Raw genomic sequence first — 15,062 nt, forward strand, 5'->3', positions numbered from 1 at the left:
CTTACGGCTGCCTAGAGTGGGCGCCGTGGCTGGCCGGGCATGCGAGCAGTACGACTTGATCGCGGCCGAGTACGCCCGAGACTTTGCCGGCCAGTTCGATGACCGCCCGCTGGATCGCGCAATGCTGCGGTCCTTCGCCGAGTTGGTCTCCCACGACGGCGGCAAGACGGTGCTCGATGTGGGGTGCGGTCCCGGTGACGCGGCAGCCGAACTTGCCGCGGGCGGACTTCGCGCCGCAGGCGTCGACGGGTCCTCGGCGATGGTGTCCCTGGCCAGGAAACGCTGCCCGGAGCTGCGGTTTCAGACCGCGGACATGTTCGACCTGCCGTACCCGGCCGGATCCTTCGATGCGGTGTGCGCGTGGTATTCGATCATTCACACCCCGGCCGAGAACCTGCCCGAGTTGTTCGCCGAATTCCGCCGGCTGCTTTCCGCCCCGGGGTGGTTGCTGCTGGGCTTTCAAACCGACGGCGAGACGGCGGTCTACGACCACGCCTTCGGTCGGGACGTGTCGTTGGAGTTCCTGCGCCACGACGTGGCCACGGTCTGCGCCGCCCTGGAGGTGTCGGGCTTCACGGTGTATGCGACCACCAAGCGGGCACGTCAGCCGCAGCTCGATGAACCCACGGCTCAGGCGATGGTGATCGCGCACACCGGCGGGCACAATAAAAACCCTTGACTTATATAAGTGATCGCTTCTAATCTGATCACGTGCACGCGTTCGACATCCTCGGCGATCCGGTGCGCAGGCGGATACTCGAGCTCATCCAGTCCGGTGAAATGTCCTCCGGCGCCATCACCGAGGTGATCCGGACCGAATTCGAGATCAGCCAGCCTGCGGTCTCCCAGCACCTCAAGGTCTTGCGGGACAACGGTTTCGCCACCGTGCGGGCCGAAGGAACCCGCCGGCTCTACAGCGTCGACACCACGCCGCTGCTCGAGGTCGACCGCTGGCTGGAGCGGTTCCGGCGCAATTGGACGCCGCACCTGGATGCACTGGCAACCGAGATCGCGCGCGGTAGGCGGGAACGAAGAAGAACCACGAACAAGGAGGCTTCCCAGTGATCGACGTCCGACAGCAGCTCAACGAGGTCCGCCGCAGTGTGGGCCGCAAGACGTTCGAAGCCCGGGAGGCACGCGTCGTCAGCGTCAGCCAGACCTACGACACCGACGCCGCCGATCTGTGGGATGCCTGCACCAGCATCGAGCGGATCGGCCGCTGGTTCCTGCCCATCACCGGCGATCTGCGGGTAGGCGGTCGTTTCCAGCTGGAAGGAAACGCCTCGGGAGAGGTGCTGACCTGCGATCCGCCCCGTTCCTTCACCACGACGTGGGAGGCCATGGGCGCCACCAGCTGGGTCGAGGTCACCATCACCGACGCCGGTGAGGGCCGGGCCACCTTCACGCTCGACCACATCATGCACTCCGGCGACGACGACGAGTTCTGGCTGCAGTTCGGGCCGGGTGCGGTCGGAGTGGGTTGGGACTCCGCACTTCTCGGGCTTGCCGGCTACCTCTCCGGTGGCGACCGCATCACACCTGAGGAGGGTGCGGCCTGGTCGGCCGGCGAAGAGGGTCGCGGCTTCATGACGGCGGCCAGTGAACTCTGGTACCAGGCGGATCTGGCCGCCGGCGAGGATCCCGCCCAGGCGCGCGCAGCCGCAGATCGCACCGTCCAGGCCTATACCGGAGGCTGAGCCGGCATCGCCGTACCCTGTCGTTGTGCCTGACCTCCACCCGAACCTGACCGCGCTGGCCCCCCTGCTCGGCACCTGGGCCGGACCCGGCGCCGGGGAGTACCCGACGATCGAATCGTTCGAGTACCTCGAAGAGGTCACCTTCGGTCACGTCGGCAAGCCGTTCCTGACCTACAGTCAACGCACCAGGGCCCGCGACGACGGCCGGCCGCTGCACGCCGAGACCGGATACCTGCGAGTCCCGGCGCCTGGGCGGGTCGAGTGGGTACTGGCGCACCCGACCGGGATCACCGAGATCCAGGAGGGCACGTTGCGCGTCGACGCCGAACGTATCGACATGGAGCTCACCGCGACCACCATCGGGCTGACCGCGTCGGCCAAAAATGTTGCGGCACTGTCACGTTCCATCCAGATCCAGGGCGACCAGCTGACCTACAACCTGCAGATGGGCGCGGTCGGACAGCCACTGCAGCACCACCTTTCCGCCACCCTGACCAGGAAGACCGCATGAGCCAAGACGGCAAGATCACCCTCCCCGCAGACCTGGACTCCGTCACCGACATCGGCGAGGAGGACCACTCCGAGATCGACCCGAGGGCCGTCGAGCGGATCTGGGAATCGGTCCGGCACTGGTACGGCTCCGGTATGCACCCGGCCATCCAGGTGTGCCTGCGGCGCAACGGAAAAACGGTGCTGAACCGGGCGATCGGCCACGGCTGGGGCAATGGCCCGACCGATGCCCCGGATGCCGAGAAGATTCCCGTCACCACCGAAACCCCGTTCTGTGTCTACTCGGCAGCCAAGGCGATCAGCACGACGGTGGTGCACATGCTCGTCGAGCAGGGACACTTCTCCCTCGACGACCGGGTCTGCGACTACCTGCCCAACTACACCAGCCATGGCAAGGACCGCACCACCATCCGCCACGTGATCACCCACAGTGCCGGCGTCCCGATCCACACCGGACCGCGCCCGGACGTCACCCGGGTGGACGACAGCGAGTACACCCGCGAGCAGTTGGCTCTGCTCAAACCGGTCTACCGGCCCGGCCTGGTGCACATCTATCACGGCCTGACCTGGGGCCCGCTGGTCCGTGAGATCGTCTCGGCGGCCACCGGGCGCAACATCCGCGACATCCTGGCCGGCGAGATCCTCGAGCCGCTGGGTTTCCGGTGGACCAATTACGGCGTTGCCCCCGAAGAGGTCCCACTTGTGGCGCCCAGCCACGTCACCGGCAAGCCGCTGCCGGCGCCGATCGCCGCGGCGTTCCGGGCCGCGGTGGGCGGAACGCTGGACCGCATCATCCCGCTGAGCAACACCCCGTTGTTCCTCACCAGCGTCATCCCGTCGTCGACCACCGTCTCCAACGCCGACGAGCTGTCGCGATTCGCCGAAATCCTTCGCCGCGGAGGCGAACTCGACGGAGTCCGGATCATGAAACCGGAGACCCTGCAAGCCGCGACGAGACCCTGTCGGCGGATGCGACCAGATGTGGCGACCGGCCTCAAGCCGATGCGCTGGGGAACCGGATACATGCTGGGCGGCAAGCGCTTCGGGCCGTTCGGCCGCAACACCCCCGCGGCATTCGGGCACACCGGCCTGGTCGACATCGCGGTGTGGGCCGACCCGCAGCGCAGCCTGTCGGCCGCGGTCGTCAGCAGTGGAAAGCCCGGAGCACATCTGGAAGCCAATCGCTATCCCGCGGTGCTGAACCGGATCGCCGCCGAGATCCCGGTCGACTAGGAGTCCTGCCGATGCCCGACGAACCGCTTCGCGACGATCTGGCCGAACTGCTGCGCCGGAGGGGGTTGACACGGGACGTGGGCAGGCCCGACGCGGTCGCCCGCCGGCACGCGGCCGGGGGTCGCACGGCACGGGAGAACATCGCCGACCTGGTCGACGAGGGTTCGTTCATCGAGTACGGGCGGTTTGCGATCGCGGCTCAACGGCGGCGTCGCAGCCTCGATGACCTGATCGAACGCACACCGGCCGACGGGCTGCTGGCCGGGACGGCACGGATCGGCGGTGCGGCGTGCGCGGTGCTGTCCTACGACTACACCGTGCTGGCCGGAACTCAAGGCGCCCTGGGCCATCGGAAGAAGGACCGGCTGTTCGAGATCATCGAGCGTTTGAAGTTGCCGACGGTGTTCTTCGCCGAGGGCGGCGGCGGACGCCCGGGTGACACCGACTATCCGACGGTGTCCTCCCTGGAGGTCCGCGCTTTCGCGCTGTGGGCGGGGCTGTCCGGGGTGGTGCCGCGTATCGCCGTGGTCAAGGGCCGGTGTTTCGCGGGCAATGCGGTGATCGCCGGCGCGGCCGATCTGATCGTCGCGACCGAGGACAGCTCGATCGGCATGGGCGGACCGGCGATGATCGCCGGCGGTGGCCTCGGTGACGTTGCTCCCGACGACGTCGGCCCGATCTCGGTGCAGGCGCCCAACGGCGTCGTCGATGTCGTGGTGGCAGACGAGGCGCAGGCGGTCGTAGCCACCAAGAAGCTGATGGGCTACTTCTCCGGGTCTGCCGACCCGGGACCGGCTGCCGACCAAACCGCCTTGCGTGCAATGGTTCCCGAACGCGCACGGCGCGCATACCCGGTTGCACCCATCATCGAGACGCTGGCCGACGCCGATTCGGTCACTGTTCTGAGGGAGAAGTTCGCCCCGGAGATGGTGACGGCGCTGGCCCGCGTCGATGGCAGGCCGGTGGGCGTCATCGCCAACAACACCATGGTCAGGGCCGGTGCCATCACCGCCGCGGCGTCCGACAAGGCCGCCCGGTTCCTGCAGCTGTGCAATGCGTTCGGGCTGCCGGTCGTTTCGCTGGTCGACTGCCCCGGCTACATGGTGGGCCCGGCGGCAGAAGCCGAAGCGCTGGTGCGGCGCGGTTCCCGGCTGCTGGTCGCCGGTGCGGCGCTGACGGTGCCGCTGGTCGCGGTGATCCTACGGCGGGGTTACGGCCTTGGGGCACAAGCGATGTGTGGGGGCAGCCTCCATCAACCGCTGCTCACGGTGGCATGGCCGGGTGCCCATCTGGGTCCGATGGGCCTGGAGGGAGCCGTCCGCTTGGGTATGCGTAAAGAGCTGGAGTCCATCGCCGATGACGACGAGCGTGAGCAGGCAGTGCGGGCCGCCACGGCGGCGGCCGAGGAGAATGCGCGTGCGCTCAACTCCGCCGCGCTGTTCGAGATCGACGATGTCGTCGACCCGGCGGAAACCCGGGAGCTGATCGCCGCCACGCTGGCCGCGGCCGCCCAGCATGAACGACCCGCACCGAGTGTGCGGTTCGTCGACACCTGGTGAGGGTCGGCACCGAAACCATTGACTACACGTTGTAGTAGACGTAACGTCCCGCACTGTGCCTGATAATCCTCCTCACGCGCACGGCCGGCGGTGGAGTTTTGCGCAATGGGGCCTGCTGATCATCTCGCTGTTTCATGTGGTGCAGGCAATCATCGGCTTCATTGCCGAGCCGAGTTTCGCCATCGGCCCGGACGCACCCACCACACCCATTTTCGGGATGGATTACAACGGCTGGCATGCGGTGGCGGGCCTGGCCTTGTTCGGTCCCGGCCTGGTGTTGTGCCGGCGAAAATCCTGGGCGGTGCTCTATCTGCTGCTGGCCGCGGTGGCCGGCGCGTTGCCGGGCATCTGGGCGTTCTTCTCGAATCAGGTCGCCTACATATTCGCCTTCCCCAACAACATCACCGACGCGATCGTGCACTTGGCAACGGCCGCGATCATGCTGGCGGTGGCCGGTGTACAGATCTACCGCGATGGCGGCTGGCGTAACTCGCTGGCCGGGCTAACCCTCAAGCAGTGAGCGGATCCGTTAGCTGAGTGCGCCCCGGATAACGATTGGGTCACTACGCCCGGCGCCGCAGATCACGATCAATTAAGAATGACAACCCGTCTCTGAGACATTTCAAGATCATCGGTCGTTATTCTGCGGCATTGAGGCGCAATTCACGCGGTAGCGCTGTAACACCACCACAGCCGTCACAGCCGTTTCAGCCTTCCGATGTTTTGCTCGCCCGCATTGCGGTTACTTTCGAATTCGGGCGGGGAATCCCAGAATCCCGAAGGAAAATGATCATGAAATTCACTGGTATCACCGCGCGCCGCGGAATTGCCGGCGCTTGTGCCGCCGGACTCCTCGGCGGGGTGGCCGCGGCAATGATCGGCGCACCGACGGCGGCTGCCGCACCCGACTGCAGTGCCAGCGGGGTGGCCGGCACCGTCAGCAGCACCACCGGTGCGGCACGCGTTTATCTGGAAAGTCACCCCGGCGCCAACCAGGCCGTGACCACCGCGTTCAGTCAGCCGCGTCCGCAGGCCGCGGCCACGCTGCGCGGATACTTCACGGCCAACCCGCAGGAGTACAACGACCTGCGCGGCATCTTGGCTCCGATCGGGGACACCCAGCGCGCGTGCAACGTGACGGCGCTGTCACCCGAGCTGGCCTCGGCCTACTCGGAGTTCATGGCTGGATAAGTATCGGGCGCCATCCTCAATGCCGTTTCAATGACCGTGCGGGTCAGCGGCATTGAGGGTGGCAACCACCTCGTCGTAGTCCCCCCGCGCCTCGCCGTAGCGCAAAAATTTGACCCGGTCCACCTGGATTTCCTTGGCGTCGGGCCGGCGCTCCAGCAGATCGACCACCTCGGAGACGAAGTCGTCGAGGGGCATGGCGAAACTGCTCTCCCGCTGGCCTGGCACCAGGTCGGTGGCCACCGAGGGCGGGATCAGCTCGACCAGCTCGACGCTGGTGTCGGCCAGTTGCATCCGCACCGATTCGGTCAGCATGTGGATGGCCGCCTTGGAAGCGTTGTAACTCGGCGTGGCCCGCAGGGGCGCGAAGGCCAGGCCCGAGGACACCGTGATGATCGTGGCGTCCGGCTGTGCCTGCAGATGCTCGGTGAAGGCCGCGATAAGCCGAATGGGGCCAAGCACATTCGTGGTGATGGTGGCCTCCGCCGAGCGCAGAAAGCCCTCGGGCGTATGCCAGTCCTCGATCGCCATGATGCCTGCCATTGCGATCACGACATTCAGATCGGGGTGATCGCCCAGCACCGTCGCGGCGGCCGCGGCGATGCTGTCCGGATCGGCGGTGTCGATCCGGACAGTCTCCAGCTCGGGGTGTTCGGTGGCGATCTGTTCCAGTAACTCGGTACGTCGGCCACCGACGATCACGGTATTGCCTTTGGCGGCCAGCGCCAGTGCCAGTGCCAGGCCGATGCCGCTGGTCGAGCCCGGAATGAAGATGGTGTTGCCGGAAATCTTCACGGTCAGGTCCCTTCTGTATCTGTCATCCAGCGTGGCAGGACCGCACCTATAAGTCACATGCATAGTTAATATGTGCAGTATGCGTGCAACGCATATCGAGCGGATCGACCTCAACCTGATCCCGCCGCTGGTGGCACTGCTGGAAGAGCGACAGGTGTCCCGCGCCGCCGGGCGCGTCGGCTTGAGCCAGCCCGCCATGAGCCGCGCCCTGCAGCGGCTGCGCCGCCTGCTGGACGATCCGCTGCTGATCCGTGACGCGACCGGGTACCGGCTGACCGCACGCGCGGAGTCCGTCCGAACGCAGTTGCTCACAGTCCTCCCCCAGCTCGAAACAATGTTCGCCCCTGAGCATTTCGACCCCCAGACCGCCACCACACCGGTGCGCCTGGCAGCGACCGACTACGCAGTGCAGGCCTTCGGTCCCGCCATCTGCCAGGAAGTGATCCGCCAGTCGACGGCACCGGTGCGCTTCCACAGCTGGAGCCGCGAGGGTGTCGCCGAACAGATTCGCGATTCGGGCGTCGACCTCGGGCTGTTCGGCGGTTACACGACCGCGGAGCTGCACTCCGAGGAGTTGCTGGTCGAGCGCTTCGTCTGTGTGGTCGCCGCCGACCACCCACTGACCGCACACGAGCGCATCACGCTGACCGACTACGCCCGAGCACGCCATGTGATCGTCGACGTCCATGACGGAATCCAGCCCGACATCGATCTGCCGCTGCAGAAGCTCGGCCGCCCCCGGCAGCCCGCGGTGACCATTCCCTACCATTCGGTGGCAGCACGGCTGCTGCCCGGCACGGACCTGATCGCCACGTTGCCCAGCCAATGCGTCAACACCCTCATCCCGGCCGGCGAATTTCGGGTCCTGAACGCACCGGACGAGATCGCCACCATGGCCTACCGGATGGTCTGGCACCCGGCCTTCGACAACGACGCGCGCCATCAGTGGCTGCGCGGCGTGGTGCGCACGGCGGTCCGACAGACTTTGCTGTGACCCCGCGTGGCGTGGGGCCATCCCGAGGCCGGGAGCCGCGCGTCATAACGTGGAGCCAGGCCGACACGCGTCAAGGAGGACGAATGGCGAACCCGTGGCAGGTGGTCCGAGGCAACGGCGGCAGGAGGGTGGCCGGACGATCGGCGCCCCGCCCCCGTAAGCGCAATCCATCGCCACTGGAACCGGCCTGGACACCGCCCCCGGCCCGCTACGGCGTCGGCGTCCACCACAACGTGGCGGTCCGCGTCTCCGACGGCACCGTGCTGCGGGCCGACATCCACTATCCGACGGACCCCGAGACGGGGGCACCGGCGGCAGGCCCGTTCCCGGTGCTGCTGTCCATGACGCCCTACGGCAAGAAGGCGCCGCCGCCGGCCGCCCAGATCGGCGGCGGGGCCACCCCGTACCTGATTCGGCGCGGATACATCGAGGTGATGGCCGATGTGCGCGGTACCGGGGCCTCCGGCGGATCGTTCGAGATGCTCGGCGCCGTTCAGGTCCAAGACGGTGTCGATCTGGTGAATTGGGCTGCGCGGCTGCCGAATTCCAACGGGCGGGTAGGGATGTTCGGTATCTCCTATCTGGCCATGAACCAGCTTCTCACCGCCGCTGCGGTGGGCCCCGACTCGCCGCTGAAGGCGATCTTCCCGGTGATGGCCGCCAACGACTTCTACCGCGATGTGGTCACGATGGGTGGCGTACCGCACATGCGCACGGTGCGTGCCTACGGCGCGGTGTATTCACTGCTCAATGTGGTCAACCCGGCTCTGGAGTTCGCCAAGCGCGGCACTCATGAGCGACCCCGGGCCGGCGGCCTTGCAGCCGTGCGCCAACGTGGGCGCGCTCAGCGCCAGTACTTCCGCGCCATGATCGGCGACGCCACCGCCGGCGGGGACACCGCCTTCGACGGGCCGTTCTGGGACACCATGCGCGCCTCGGACGTACTGCCCGACATCGCCAAGAACAACGTCGCGGTGTTCTTGATCGGTGGCTGGCACGATGCGTTCCAGCGCGGCGCACCGCTGAACTACGCCGCGCTGCAGAACGCCTACACGGGCCGGCCGCCCAACGCTCCGATGGAGCCCGGTCAGCCGCTCTCCGACCGGGTCCAGCTGATCATGGGCCCCTGGTATCACGTCTCCGACATGGACGGTCTGCACGTCCATGCGCTGCAGCTCCGCTGGTTCGACCGCTGGCTCAAGGACAACACCGAGGCCGAGGTCACCGGGGCGCCGATCCGCTTCCAGGCCATCGCCGGCCAATCCTGGTTCCAGGCACAGGACTATCCGTTCCCCGAGGCGACGCCGACCCGGCTGTATCTGGCCGAGGGCGGCCATCTGACTGCCCAACCGGCCACCGAGCTGACCGAGGCCACGCTGCGCTATGCGGTGCGCGGTCCGATATCCGGACGCAGCCTGGAGCAGTGGACGCTGGGCATGGGCAGCTTCATGGCCGCCCAGACCGGGCGGCGAATCCGCTACGACCTCGACAACCGCCGGCTGCAGCGCGAGGCGCTGACGTACACCACGGCCGAGTTCACCGAAGCCCAACTCATCGCAGGCCCAGTGACATTGACGGTGCACGCGACGGCCGACACCACCGAGACGCTGTGGGTGGCTCACCTCGACGACGTGGCGCCGGACGGCGCCAGCCGCCCACTGACCCAGGGCGCGCTGCTCGGATCCCATCGGGCACTGGATCCGGAGGCGACGTGGTATCTGGCGGATGGACCAGATCGGGAAGTGTTGCGGCCTCACCACCTCAGCACCCGCGCTGCCGTCAAGCCGGTGGTACCCGGTGAGCTGACCCGGTACGACATCGACGTCTTCCCCACCGCCGCGCTGATCGAACCCGGCCATCGCCTGCGGCTGACGCTGACCACCTACGACTTTCCGCACCTGGTGCCCACGCAACCGTCCCGCCGCGCGCTGGACGGTGGTACCTACCGCATCCGTCAGGGCGGAGACGCGCCGTCGAGGCTGCTCATCCCGCTGGCGGCACCTGGCGCGTTCACGCCGGACGGGTCGCTCGCAGGTAACTGATCCGTCCGGCCAATCGGCCGCCGCACCCGGATGCACGAGTGGCGCCGATCGGGCTCACCCCGCATCGGAACCGAATCACCTTGATAACGGAGGGGTTACGCCGCGCGCGGCCCCTGTAAGTGCTGATCACCCGTTGTTAGCGTGCGCGGTGTGAGACTGAGAATGCTCGGTCGGATGTCGCGCCGCGTCGCGGCAGCGACCGTCGCAATGTTGATGTTGCCGGCGCTGGTCGTAGTTGGGCCGATGCCGACCGCCGCGGCGTATTCGCGTGAAGGGCTGCCGGTTGAGCGCCTGCAGGTCCCGTCCGCGGCGATGGGCCGCGACATCACCGTGCAGTTCCAGGGTGGCGGTCCCCACGCGCTGTATCTGCTCGACGGGTTGCGCGCCCAGGACGACGACAACGGCTGGGACATCAACACCGCCGCGTTCGAATGGTTCTACGAGTCGGGCATCTCGGTCGTGATGCCGGTGGGCGGGCAGTCCAGTTTCTACACCGACTGGTACCGCCCGGCGGCCGGCAGCGCGGGCACGACCACTTACAAGTGGGAAACCTTTCTGACCCAAGAACTTCCGGCGTACCTGGCCGCCAAACGCGATGTGTCGCCGACGGGCAACGCCGTTGTCGGGCTGTCGATGTCGGGCGGCGCGGCCCTTACCTTGGCGATCTGGCATCCCGCCCAGTTCATCTTCGCCGGCGCCCTGTCTGGATTCCTGAATCCATCACAAGGCCTGTGGCCCACCATGATCGGCTTCGCGATGAAGGACGCCGGCGGCTACAACTCGACCGACATGTGGGGCACCTCCAACGATCCCGCCTGGCGGCGCAACGACCCCACGGTCAACATCAACCGCCTGGTGGCGAACAACACCGCGATCTGGGTGTACTGCGGCAACGGCGTCCCGTCTGAACTCGACGGCTCCGGCGGCAACTTCGGCACGCTGTACAGCGCGCAGTTCCTGGAGAACATCACGATCAACTCCAACAAGGAGTTCCAGCAGAAGTATGTAGCGGCGGGCGGCCGCAACGCGAAGTTCGATTTCCCGCCCAACGGCACCCACAACTGGAATTACTGGGGTTCGCAATTGCAGCAGATGAAGCCCGACATGCTGCGGGTGCTCAATCAGAACGCGGCAGCGGCCGCCGCTCCGCCCGCCCCCGCCGTTCCGGCGGCTCCGGTGCCCGGCCAGGTCGCCCCGGTGCCCGCGGTGCCCGGCCAGGCTCCCGGCGTCGTGGCGGCGCCCACCGCGCCCGTCCCCGGCCAAGTGCCCAGCCAGGTACCCGGCATGGCCAGAGCACCCGGTGTCGCGGGCTCGCCTCGGGTGGCCGGGGTGCCAGGCATGGCGGGTACGCCGGTGGCTCCCACAGCCCCGGTAGCACCGGTGAGCCCCGGCCTGCAGACGGTGCCGGTAGCGCTGCCGCGGTGACGAACGTGCGCGGCCGATCAGCCGTTGGTCACGAAGTTCTGCTCATCGGCGCGCACACCCCGGTAGATGCCGCGGCGGACGATCCACGGCTGCAGCACGCGTTCGATCGACCAGGCCGGGAACCGGAAGGCAAATCCGTTGGGTGCGAACACTTCCAGGCCGTCGGGCTGCACACCGAGTACCGACCCCCAACGGCTGGCCGGCGGACGGTAGCGGCGCATCCGGTCGCCGGTGAAGTATGCCGCGACGTTGCGGGCGACCAGGCCGTCGGCCCGGTTGCGCGCTGACGAGCGCAGCGGGTCGGTGGCCGCCACGTCGCCGACGGCGAACACGCCGTCGAGACCGGGCACCCGCAGCTCGGGAGTCACCCGCACGAATCCGTGCTCGTCGAGGAGCTCGGCCGGAAGCCACGCGGTGTTGGGCCGGACCCGCCCGATCGCCCACAACACCGCGTCGGCGTGTACCGGGGACTGGCCGCTGTCCCAGTGAACGTCGCCCGAGGTGATGGCCGCGCAGTCGAAGCCCTCCGGCACCGCTGCCCGGTGTCCGGGGTACAGCGTCACGCCGGACGCCGCCAGCCTGCGCTCGACGCGCTTGCGGGCCCGCCAATGATGCTGTGGCAGCGGGTGTTCTCCCGGGTAGTACAGCCCGACCCTGATGTCGGGCCACCGCACGGCGATGTTGGCCGCACTGCTGACCGCCGCTGCCCCACCGCCGATGACGGCGACGGTCCGGGCCGAGGCCAGACGCGCGTGCGCTTTCTGCAGCCCGGCACCGACATCCCCTGCCGACTGCAGAACGGCTTGCCGCCAGAAGCCGTTCGTCACGCCGGTGGAGATGACGAGTGCGTCATACGGTTGGACCCGCGCGTTCCCGTCGGCGTCACGCACGCTGACCGTGCGCACGGACAGGTCGGCCCCGGTCAGGGTGCCGTGCACGGTGCGGACGCGGTCGAGTTCACGGAACCGGTCGAACGCGATCCAGTAATTGCGCGCCCAGTCCTCGGGCCGAGCCAGCCGGGTGCCGAGCTCCTGACCACTGACCAGGCCGGGATTCACCGATATGCCGACGACGTCGAACCGGCGGGCCAACCGGATCGCGGTCAGGACTCCGGTGTCACCGAGCCCGGCGATCACCACGCGCTTTCGGTCCACGTTCGGTGACGCTACCGCCCGCCCGCGAGCCGCCGAATCCCTTTCCCTATCGTGGCTGGATGAGCAGCGTCGCTGATGCGGACCGGGTCGCCGACCTCGCCCGCCAGGTCGTGGCCGACCACGATCCCAAAAAAGTCCCGATCCCCGAGTACCTGGCTGCCTGTTATGACGCGGGCCTGTCCTGGGTGCACTTCCCTGAGGGCCTCGGTGGCCTCGGGGTGTCACGAGGTCTGCAGGCTGTGGCCGACCGCATCCTGCAGGGCGCCGGCGGCCCGGTACCACTGGGCCTCAACCCGATGGGCTACGGCATGGCCGCCCCGACGGTTCGGGAACACGCTCAGTCCGACGAGCTCAAGAAGTCGTGGCTGCGCCCGCTGGCGAGCACCGAACACATCTGGTGCCAGTTGTTCTCCGAGCCGGGTGCCGGATCCGACCTGGCCGGGCTGGCCACCTCCGCGGTCCGCGACGGTGACGAGTGGGTGCTCAACGGCCAGAAGGTGTGGACCAGCCTGGCGCACCGTGCGCGCTGGGGCCTGCTGCTGGCCCGCTCGAATCCCGATGTGCCCAAACACAAGGGCCTCACCTATTTCGTCCTGGACATGCACGGGCCCGGCGTCGAGACACGACCGCTGCGGCAGATGACCGGCCAGGCCGAGTTCAACGAGGTGTACATCACCGACGCCCGGATCCCCGACGCACATCGGCTCGGGGAGGTCGGTAACGGCTGGAATGTCGCGATGACGACGCTGATGAACGAGCGCAGCGCCCTCGGCGGCAGCGGCAACCGTCGCGGAGCCGGTACCATCTCGGATGCCGTGGCGCTGTGGGCATCACGCCCGGACCTGCGCACCCCGGTACTGCGGGACCGGCTGACCCAACTGTGGCTGCGCTCGGAGGCCCAGCGGCTGACGGCGGAGCGCTCGCGTGCGGCGGCCACCGTAGGCGGACCCGGACCCGAGGGGTCGATCGGCAAGCTCGTCGGCGCCGAACTCAACCAGCACATCTACCAGTGGTGTATGGATCTGCTTGGGCCCGAAGGGATCCTGTATCACGGATACGGGTCCGGCGACCGTGACGACGAGCCCGACGAGAAGGACTGGCGCGGCCCGATCCAGCAGCGCTTCCTGCGCAGCAAGGCCAACACGATCGAAGGTGGCACGTCAGAGGTGATGCGCAACATTCTGGGCGAACGGATCCTGGGGTTGCCTGGTGATCTGCGGGCCGATGCCGGTATGCCGTGGAAGGAGATCCCGCGTGGCTGACAAGCAAGGTGAGTTCGCATTCACCGACGAGCAGACCCAGCTGCGCACCGCGGTCCGCAAGTTCTGTGCCGAGAATTTCGGTGAGCAGACGGTGCGGACCCTGATGGAGTCCGAGCCCCGTTTCGATCCGAAAGTCTGGGCGCGGTTGGGCACCGAGCTCGGCGTGCTCGGTCTGGCCGTTCCCGAGGCCGGCGGCGGAGCCGGCGGCACACTCGTCGACCAGGCCATCGCCGTCGAGGAACTCGGCGCGGCACTGGCCTGCGGTCCGGTGTTCGGCACCGTGTTGCTGGCCATCCCGGCGCTGGTCGCCGCCTCGACCGGTCCGGTGCGCGACGAACTCCTCGGCGCCCTCGCCGAAGGCACGCGCACCGCGGCGTTCGCGGTCCCAGACCAGGCGGGCGTATTCGACCCCGCCGCCGTGAATGTCACTGTCGCCGAAGACGGGACGCTCACCGGGACGGTCGAGCGGGTCGTGGATGGCGGCGCCGCAGATGTGTTGCTGGTGGCCGCCACGGGGCCTGAGGGCGTCGCCCTGTACGCGGTCGAGGCGGCGGGACCTGGCGTGCAGCGCACTCCGTTGGTCACGCTCGACCTGACCCGGCCGCAGGCCAGCATCGCGTTGACCGCTGCCACCGCGCAACTGGTGGCCGGTCCCGACGAGGCCGATCGCGTCATCGCCCACGCCTTCCAGGTCGCGTCGGCACTGCTGGCCGCCGAACAGGTAGGCGCCGCACAGCATTTGCTGGATCTCTCGGTGGAGTACGCGAAATCGAGGCTGCAGTTCGGCCGGCAGATCGGGTCTTTCCAGGCCGTCAAGCATCGGTTGGCGGACTGCCTGGTCGATCTCGAGCACGCCCGCTCGGCGATGTACCACGCGGTGTGGGCACTGACAGACGGCACCGACGACCCTGCGCTGGCGGCCAGCATCGCCCAGGCCACCGCCTCGGCGGCGTTCGCCAAGATCGCCGCCGACACCATCCAGGTGCACGGCGGTATCGGATTCACCTGGGAGCACCGGGCGCATCTGTACTTCAAGCGAGCCACCACCGATGCCGCCCTGCTGGGTAGCGCCGAAGCACACCGGTCCCGGGTCGCCGAATTGGTGCTCGACGACATTCCCGCCGACCGCGTGCCGTGGGTGGCCACCGGAGTCAACTAGTCGAAAACCCGCAGGAAGCGTTGCGCAACCGTAAAATCCCGCTG

15 protein-coding genes are annotated in these 15,062 nt (G+C 67.9%); 13 read left to right on the forward strand and 2 right to left on the reverse strand.

Going from position 1 to position 15,062, the window contains the following annotated elements; translation table 11 throughout:
• The first annotated feature begins 25 nt into the window (after positions 1-25).
• From BKG60_RS30180 to BKG60_RS30215, 8 genes are all read left to right on the forward strand, one after another.
• On the forward strand, positions 26-679 hold the full coding sequence (locus BKG60_RS30180; RefSeq protein ID WP_075910496.1) for a class I SAM-dependent methyltransferase: 654 nt from the start codon (positions 26-28) through the stop codon (positions 677-679).
• A gap of 32 nt (positions 680-711) precedes the next feature.
• Complete coding sequence (locus BKG60_RS30185) at positions 712-1,065, forward strand: ArsR/SmtB family transcription factor (RefSeq protein WP_070185743.1); 354 nt, start codon at positions 712-714, stop codon at positions 1,063-1,065.
• On the forward strand, positions 1,062-1,697 hold the full coding sequence (locus BKG60_RS30190; RefSeq protein WP_070185744.1) for an SRPBCC family protein: 636 nt from the start codon (positions 1,062-1,064) through the stop codon (positions 1,695-1,697). Before BKG60_RS30185 ends, BKG60_RS30190 begins: the two co-directional genes overlap by 4 nt.
• 25 nt (positions 1,698-1,722) lie before the next feature.
• Positions 1,723-2,208, forward strand: a complete 486-nt coding sequence (locus BKG60_RS30195) for a peroxynitrite isomerase (RefSeq protein WP_070185745.1) — start codon at positions 1,723-1,725, stop codon at positions 2,206-2,208.
• On the forward strand, positions 2,205-3,440 hold the full coding sequence (gene lipE, locus BKG60_RS30200; RefSeq protein ID WP_075910411.1) for a lipase LipE: 1,236 nt from the start codon (positions 2,205-2,207) through the stop codon (positions 3,438-3,440). Before BKG60_RS30195 ends, lipE begins: the two co-directional genes overlap by 4 nt.
• Before the next feature lie 11 nt (positions 3,441-3,451).
• A complete protein-coding gene (locus BKG60_RS30205; RefSeq protein WP_075910412.1) occupies positions 3,452-4,999 on the forward strand; it encodes an acyl-CoA carboxylase subunit beta in 1,548 nt (515 codons plus the stop codon).
• A 55-nt stretch (positions 5,000-5,054) separates the two neighbouring features.
• Complete coding sequence (locus BKG60_RS30210; protein WP_075910413.1) at positions 5,055-5,519, forward strand: DUF4383 domain-containing protein; 465 nt, start codon at positions 5,055-5,057, stop codon at positions 5,517-5,519.
• Positions 5,520-5,791: 272 nt separating this feature from the next.
• Positions 5,792-6,190 (forward strand): heme-binding protein, encoded by a 399-nt coding sequence (locus BKG60_RS30215; protein ID WP_075910497.1) that lies wholly within the window; start codon positions 5,792-5,794, stop codon positions 6,188-6,190.
• A 27-nt stretch (positions 6,191-6,217) separates the two neighbouring features.
• Here the strand turns inward: BKG60_RS30215 and BKG60_RS30220 are convergent, their stop codons facing one another.
• The gene (locus tag BKG60_RS30220) at positions 6,218-6,982 is read right to left on the reverse strand and encodes an SDR family oxidoreductase (RefSeq protein ID WP_075910414.1); all 765 of its coding nucleotides are present in this window, start codon (positions 6,980-6,982) and stop codon (positions 6,218-6,220) included.
• Between the two features lie 79 nt (positions 6,983-7,061).
• Here BKG60_RS30220 and BKG60_RS30225 point away from each other — a divergent pair, with 79 nt between their 5' ends.
• From BKG60_RS30225 to BKG60_RS30235, 3 genes are all read left to right on the forward strand, one after another.
• On the forward strand, positions 7,062-7,976 hold the full coding sequence (locus tag BKG60_RS30225; protein WP_075910415.1) for a LysR substrate-binding domain-containing protein: 915 nt from the start codon (positions 7,062-7,064) through the stop codon (positions 7,974-7,976).
• Positions 7,977-8,059: 83 nt separating this feature from the next.
• Entirely contained in the window at positions 8,060-10,018 is a 1,959-nt protein-coding gene (locus tag BKG60_RS30230) for a CocE/NonD family hydrolase (protein WP_083650381.1), read from the forward strand.
• A 150-nt stretch (positions 10,019-10,168) separates the two neighbouring features.
• Positions 10,169-11,443 carry an alpha/beta hydrolase-fold protein gene (locus BKG60_RS30235; RefSeq protein WP_423226861.1) on the forward strand — a complete coding sequence of 425 codons (1,275 nt, stop codon included), beginning with the start codon at positions 10,169-10,171 and terminating at the stop codon, positions 11,441-11,443.
• 17 nt (positions 11,444-11,460) lie between these two features.
• On the opposite strand, the gene BKG60_RS30240 is transcribed toward BKG60_RS30235, so the two are convergent.
• Positions 11,461-12,597, reverse strand: coding sequence for an FAD-dependent oxidoreductase (locus tag BKG60_RS30240; protein ID WP_075910416.1), 1,137 nt, complete (start codon positions 12,595-12,597; stop codon positions 11,461-11,463).
• A 59-nt stretch (positions 12,598-12,656) separates the two neighbouring features.
• On the opposite strand from BKG60_RS30240, the gene BKG60_RS30245 reads away from it, so the two are divergent.
• Together BKG60_RS30245 and BKG60_RS30250 are read left to right on the forward strand one after the other, a co-directional pair.
• Positions 12,657-13,859 (forward strand): acyl-CoA dehydrogenase family protein, encoded by a 1,203-nt coding sequence (locus BKG60_RS30245; protein WP_070945789.1) that lies wholly within the window; start codon positions 12,657-12,659, stop codon positions 13,857-13,859.
• On the forward strand, positions 13,852-15,018 hold the full coding sequence (locus BKG60_RS30250; protein WP_239253153.1) for an acyl-CoA dehydrogenase family protein: 1,167 nt from the start codon (positions 13,852-13,854) through the stop codon (positions 15,016-15,018). The genes BKG60_RS30245 and BKG60_RS30250 overlap by 8 nt, the downstream gene beginning before the upstream one ends.
• Positions 15,019-15,062: the final 44 nt, after the last annotated feature.

Origin of the sequence: Mycobacterium syngnathidarum (assembly GCF_001942625.1) — a bacterium.
Lineage (GTDB): Bacteria > Actinomycetota > Actinomycetes > Mycobacteriales > Mycobacteriaceae > Mycobacterium > Mycobacterium syngnathidarum.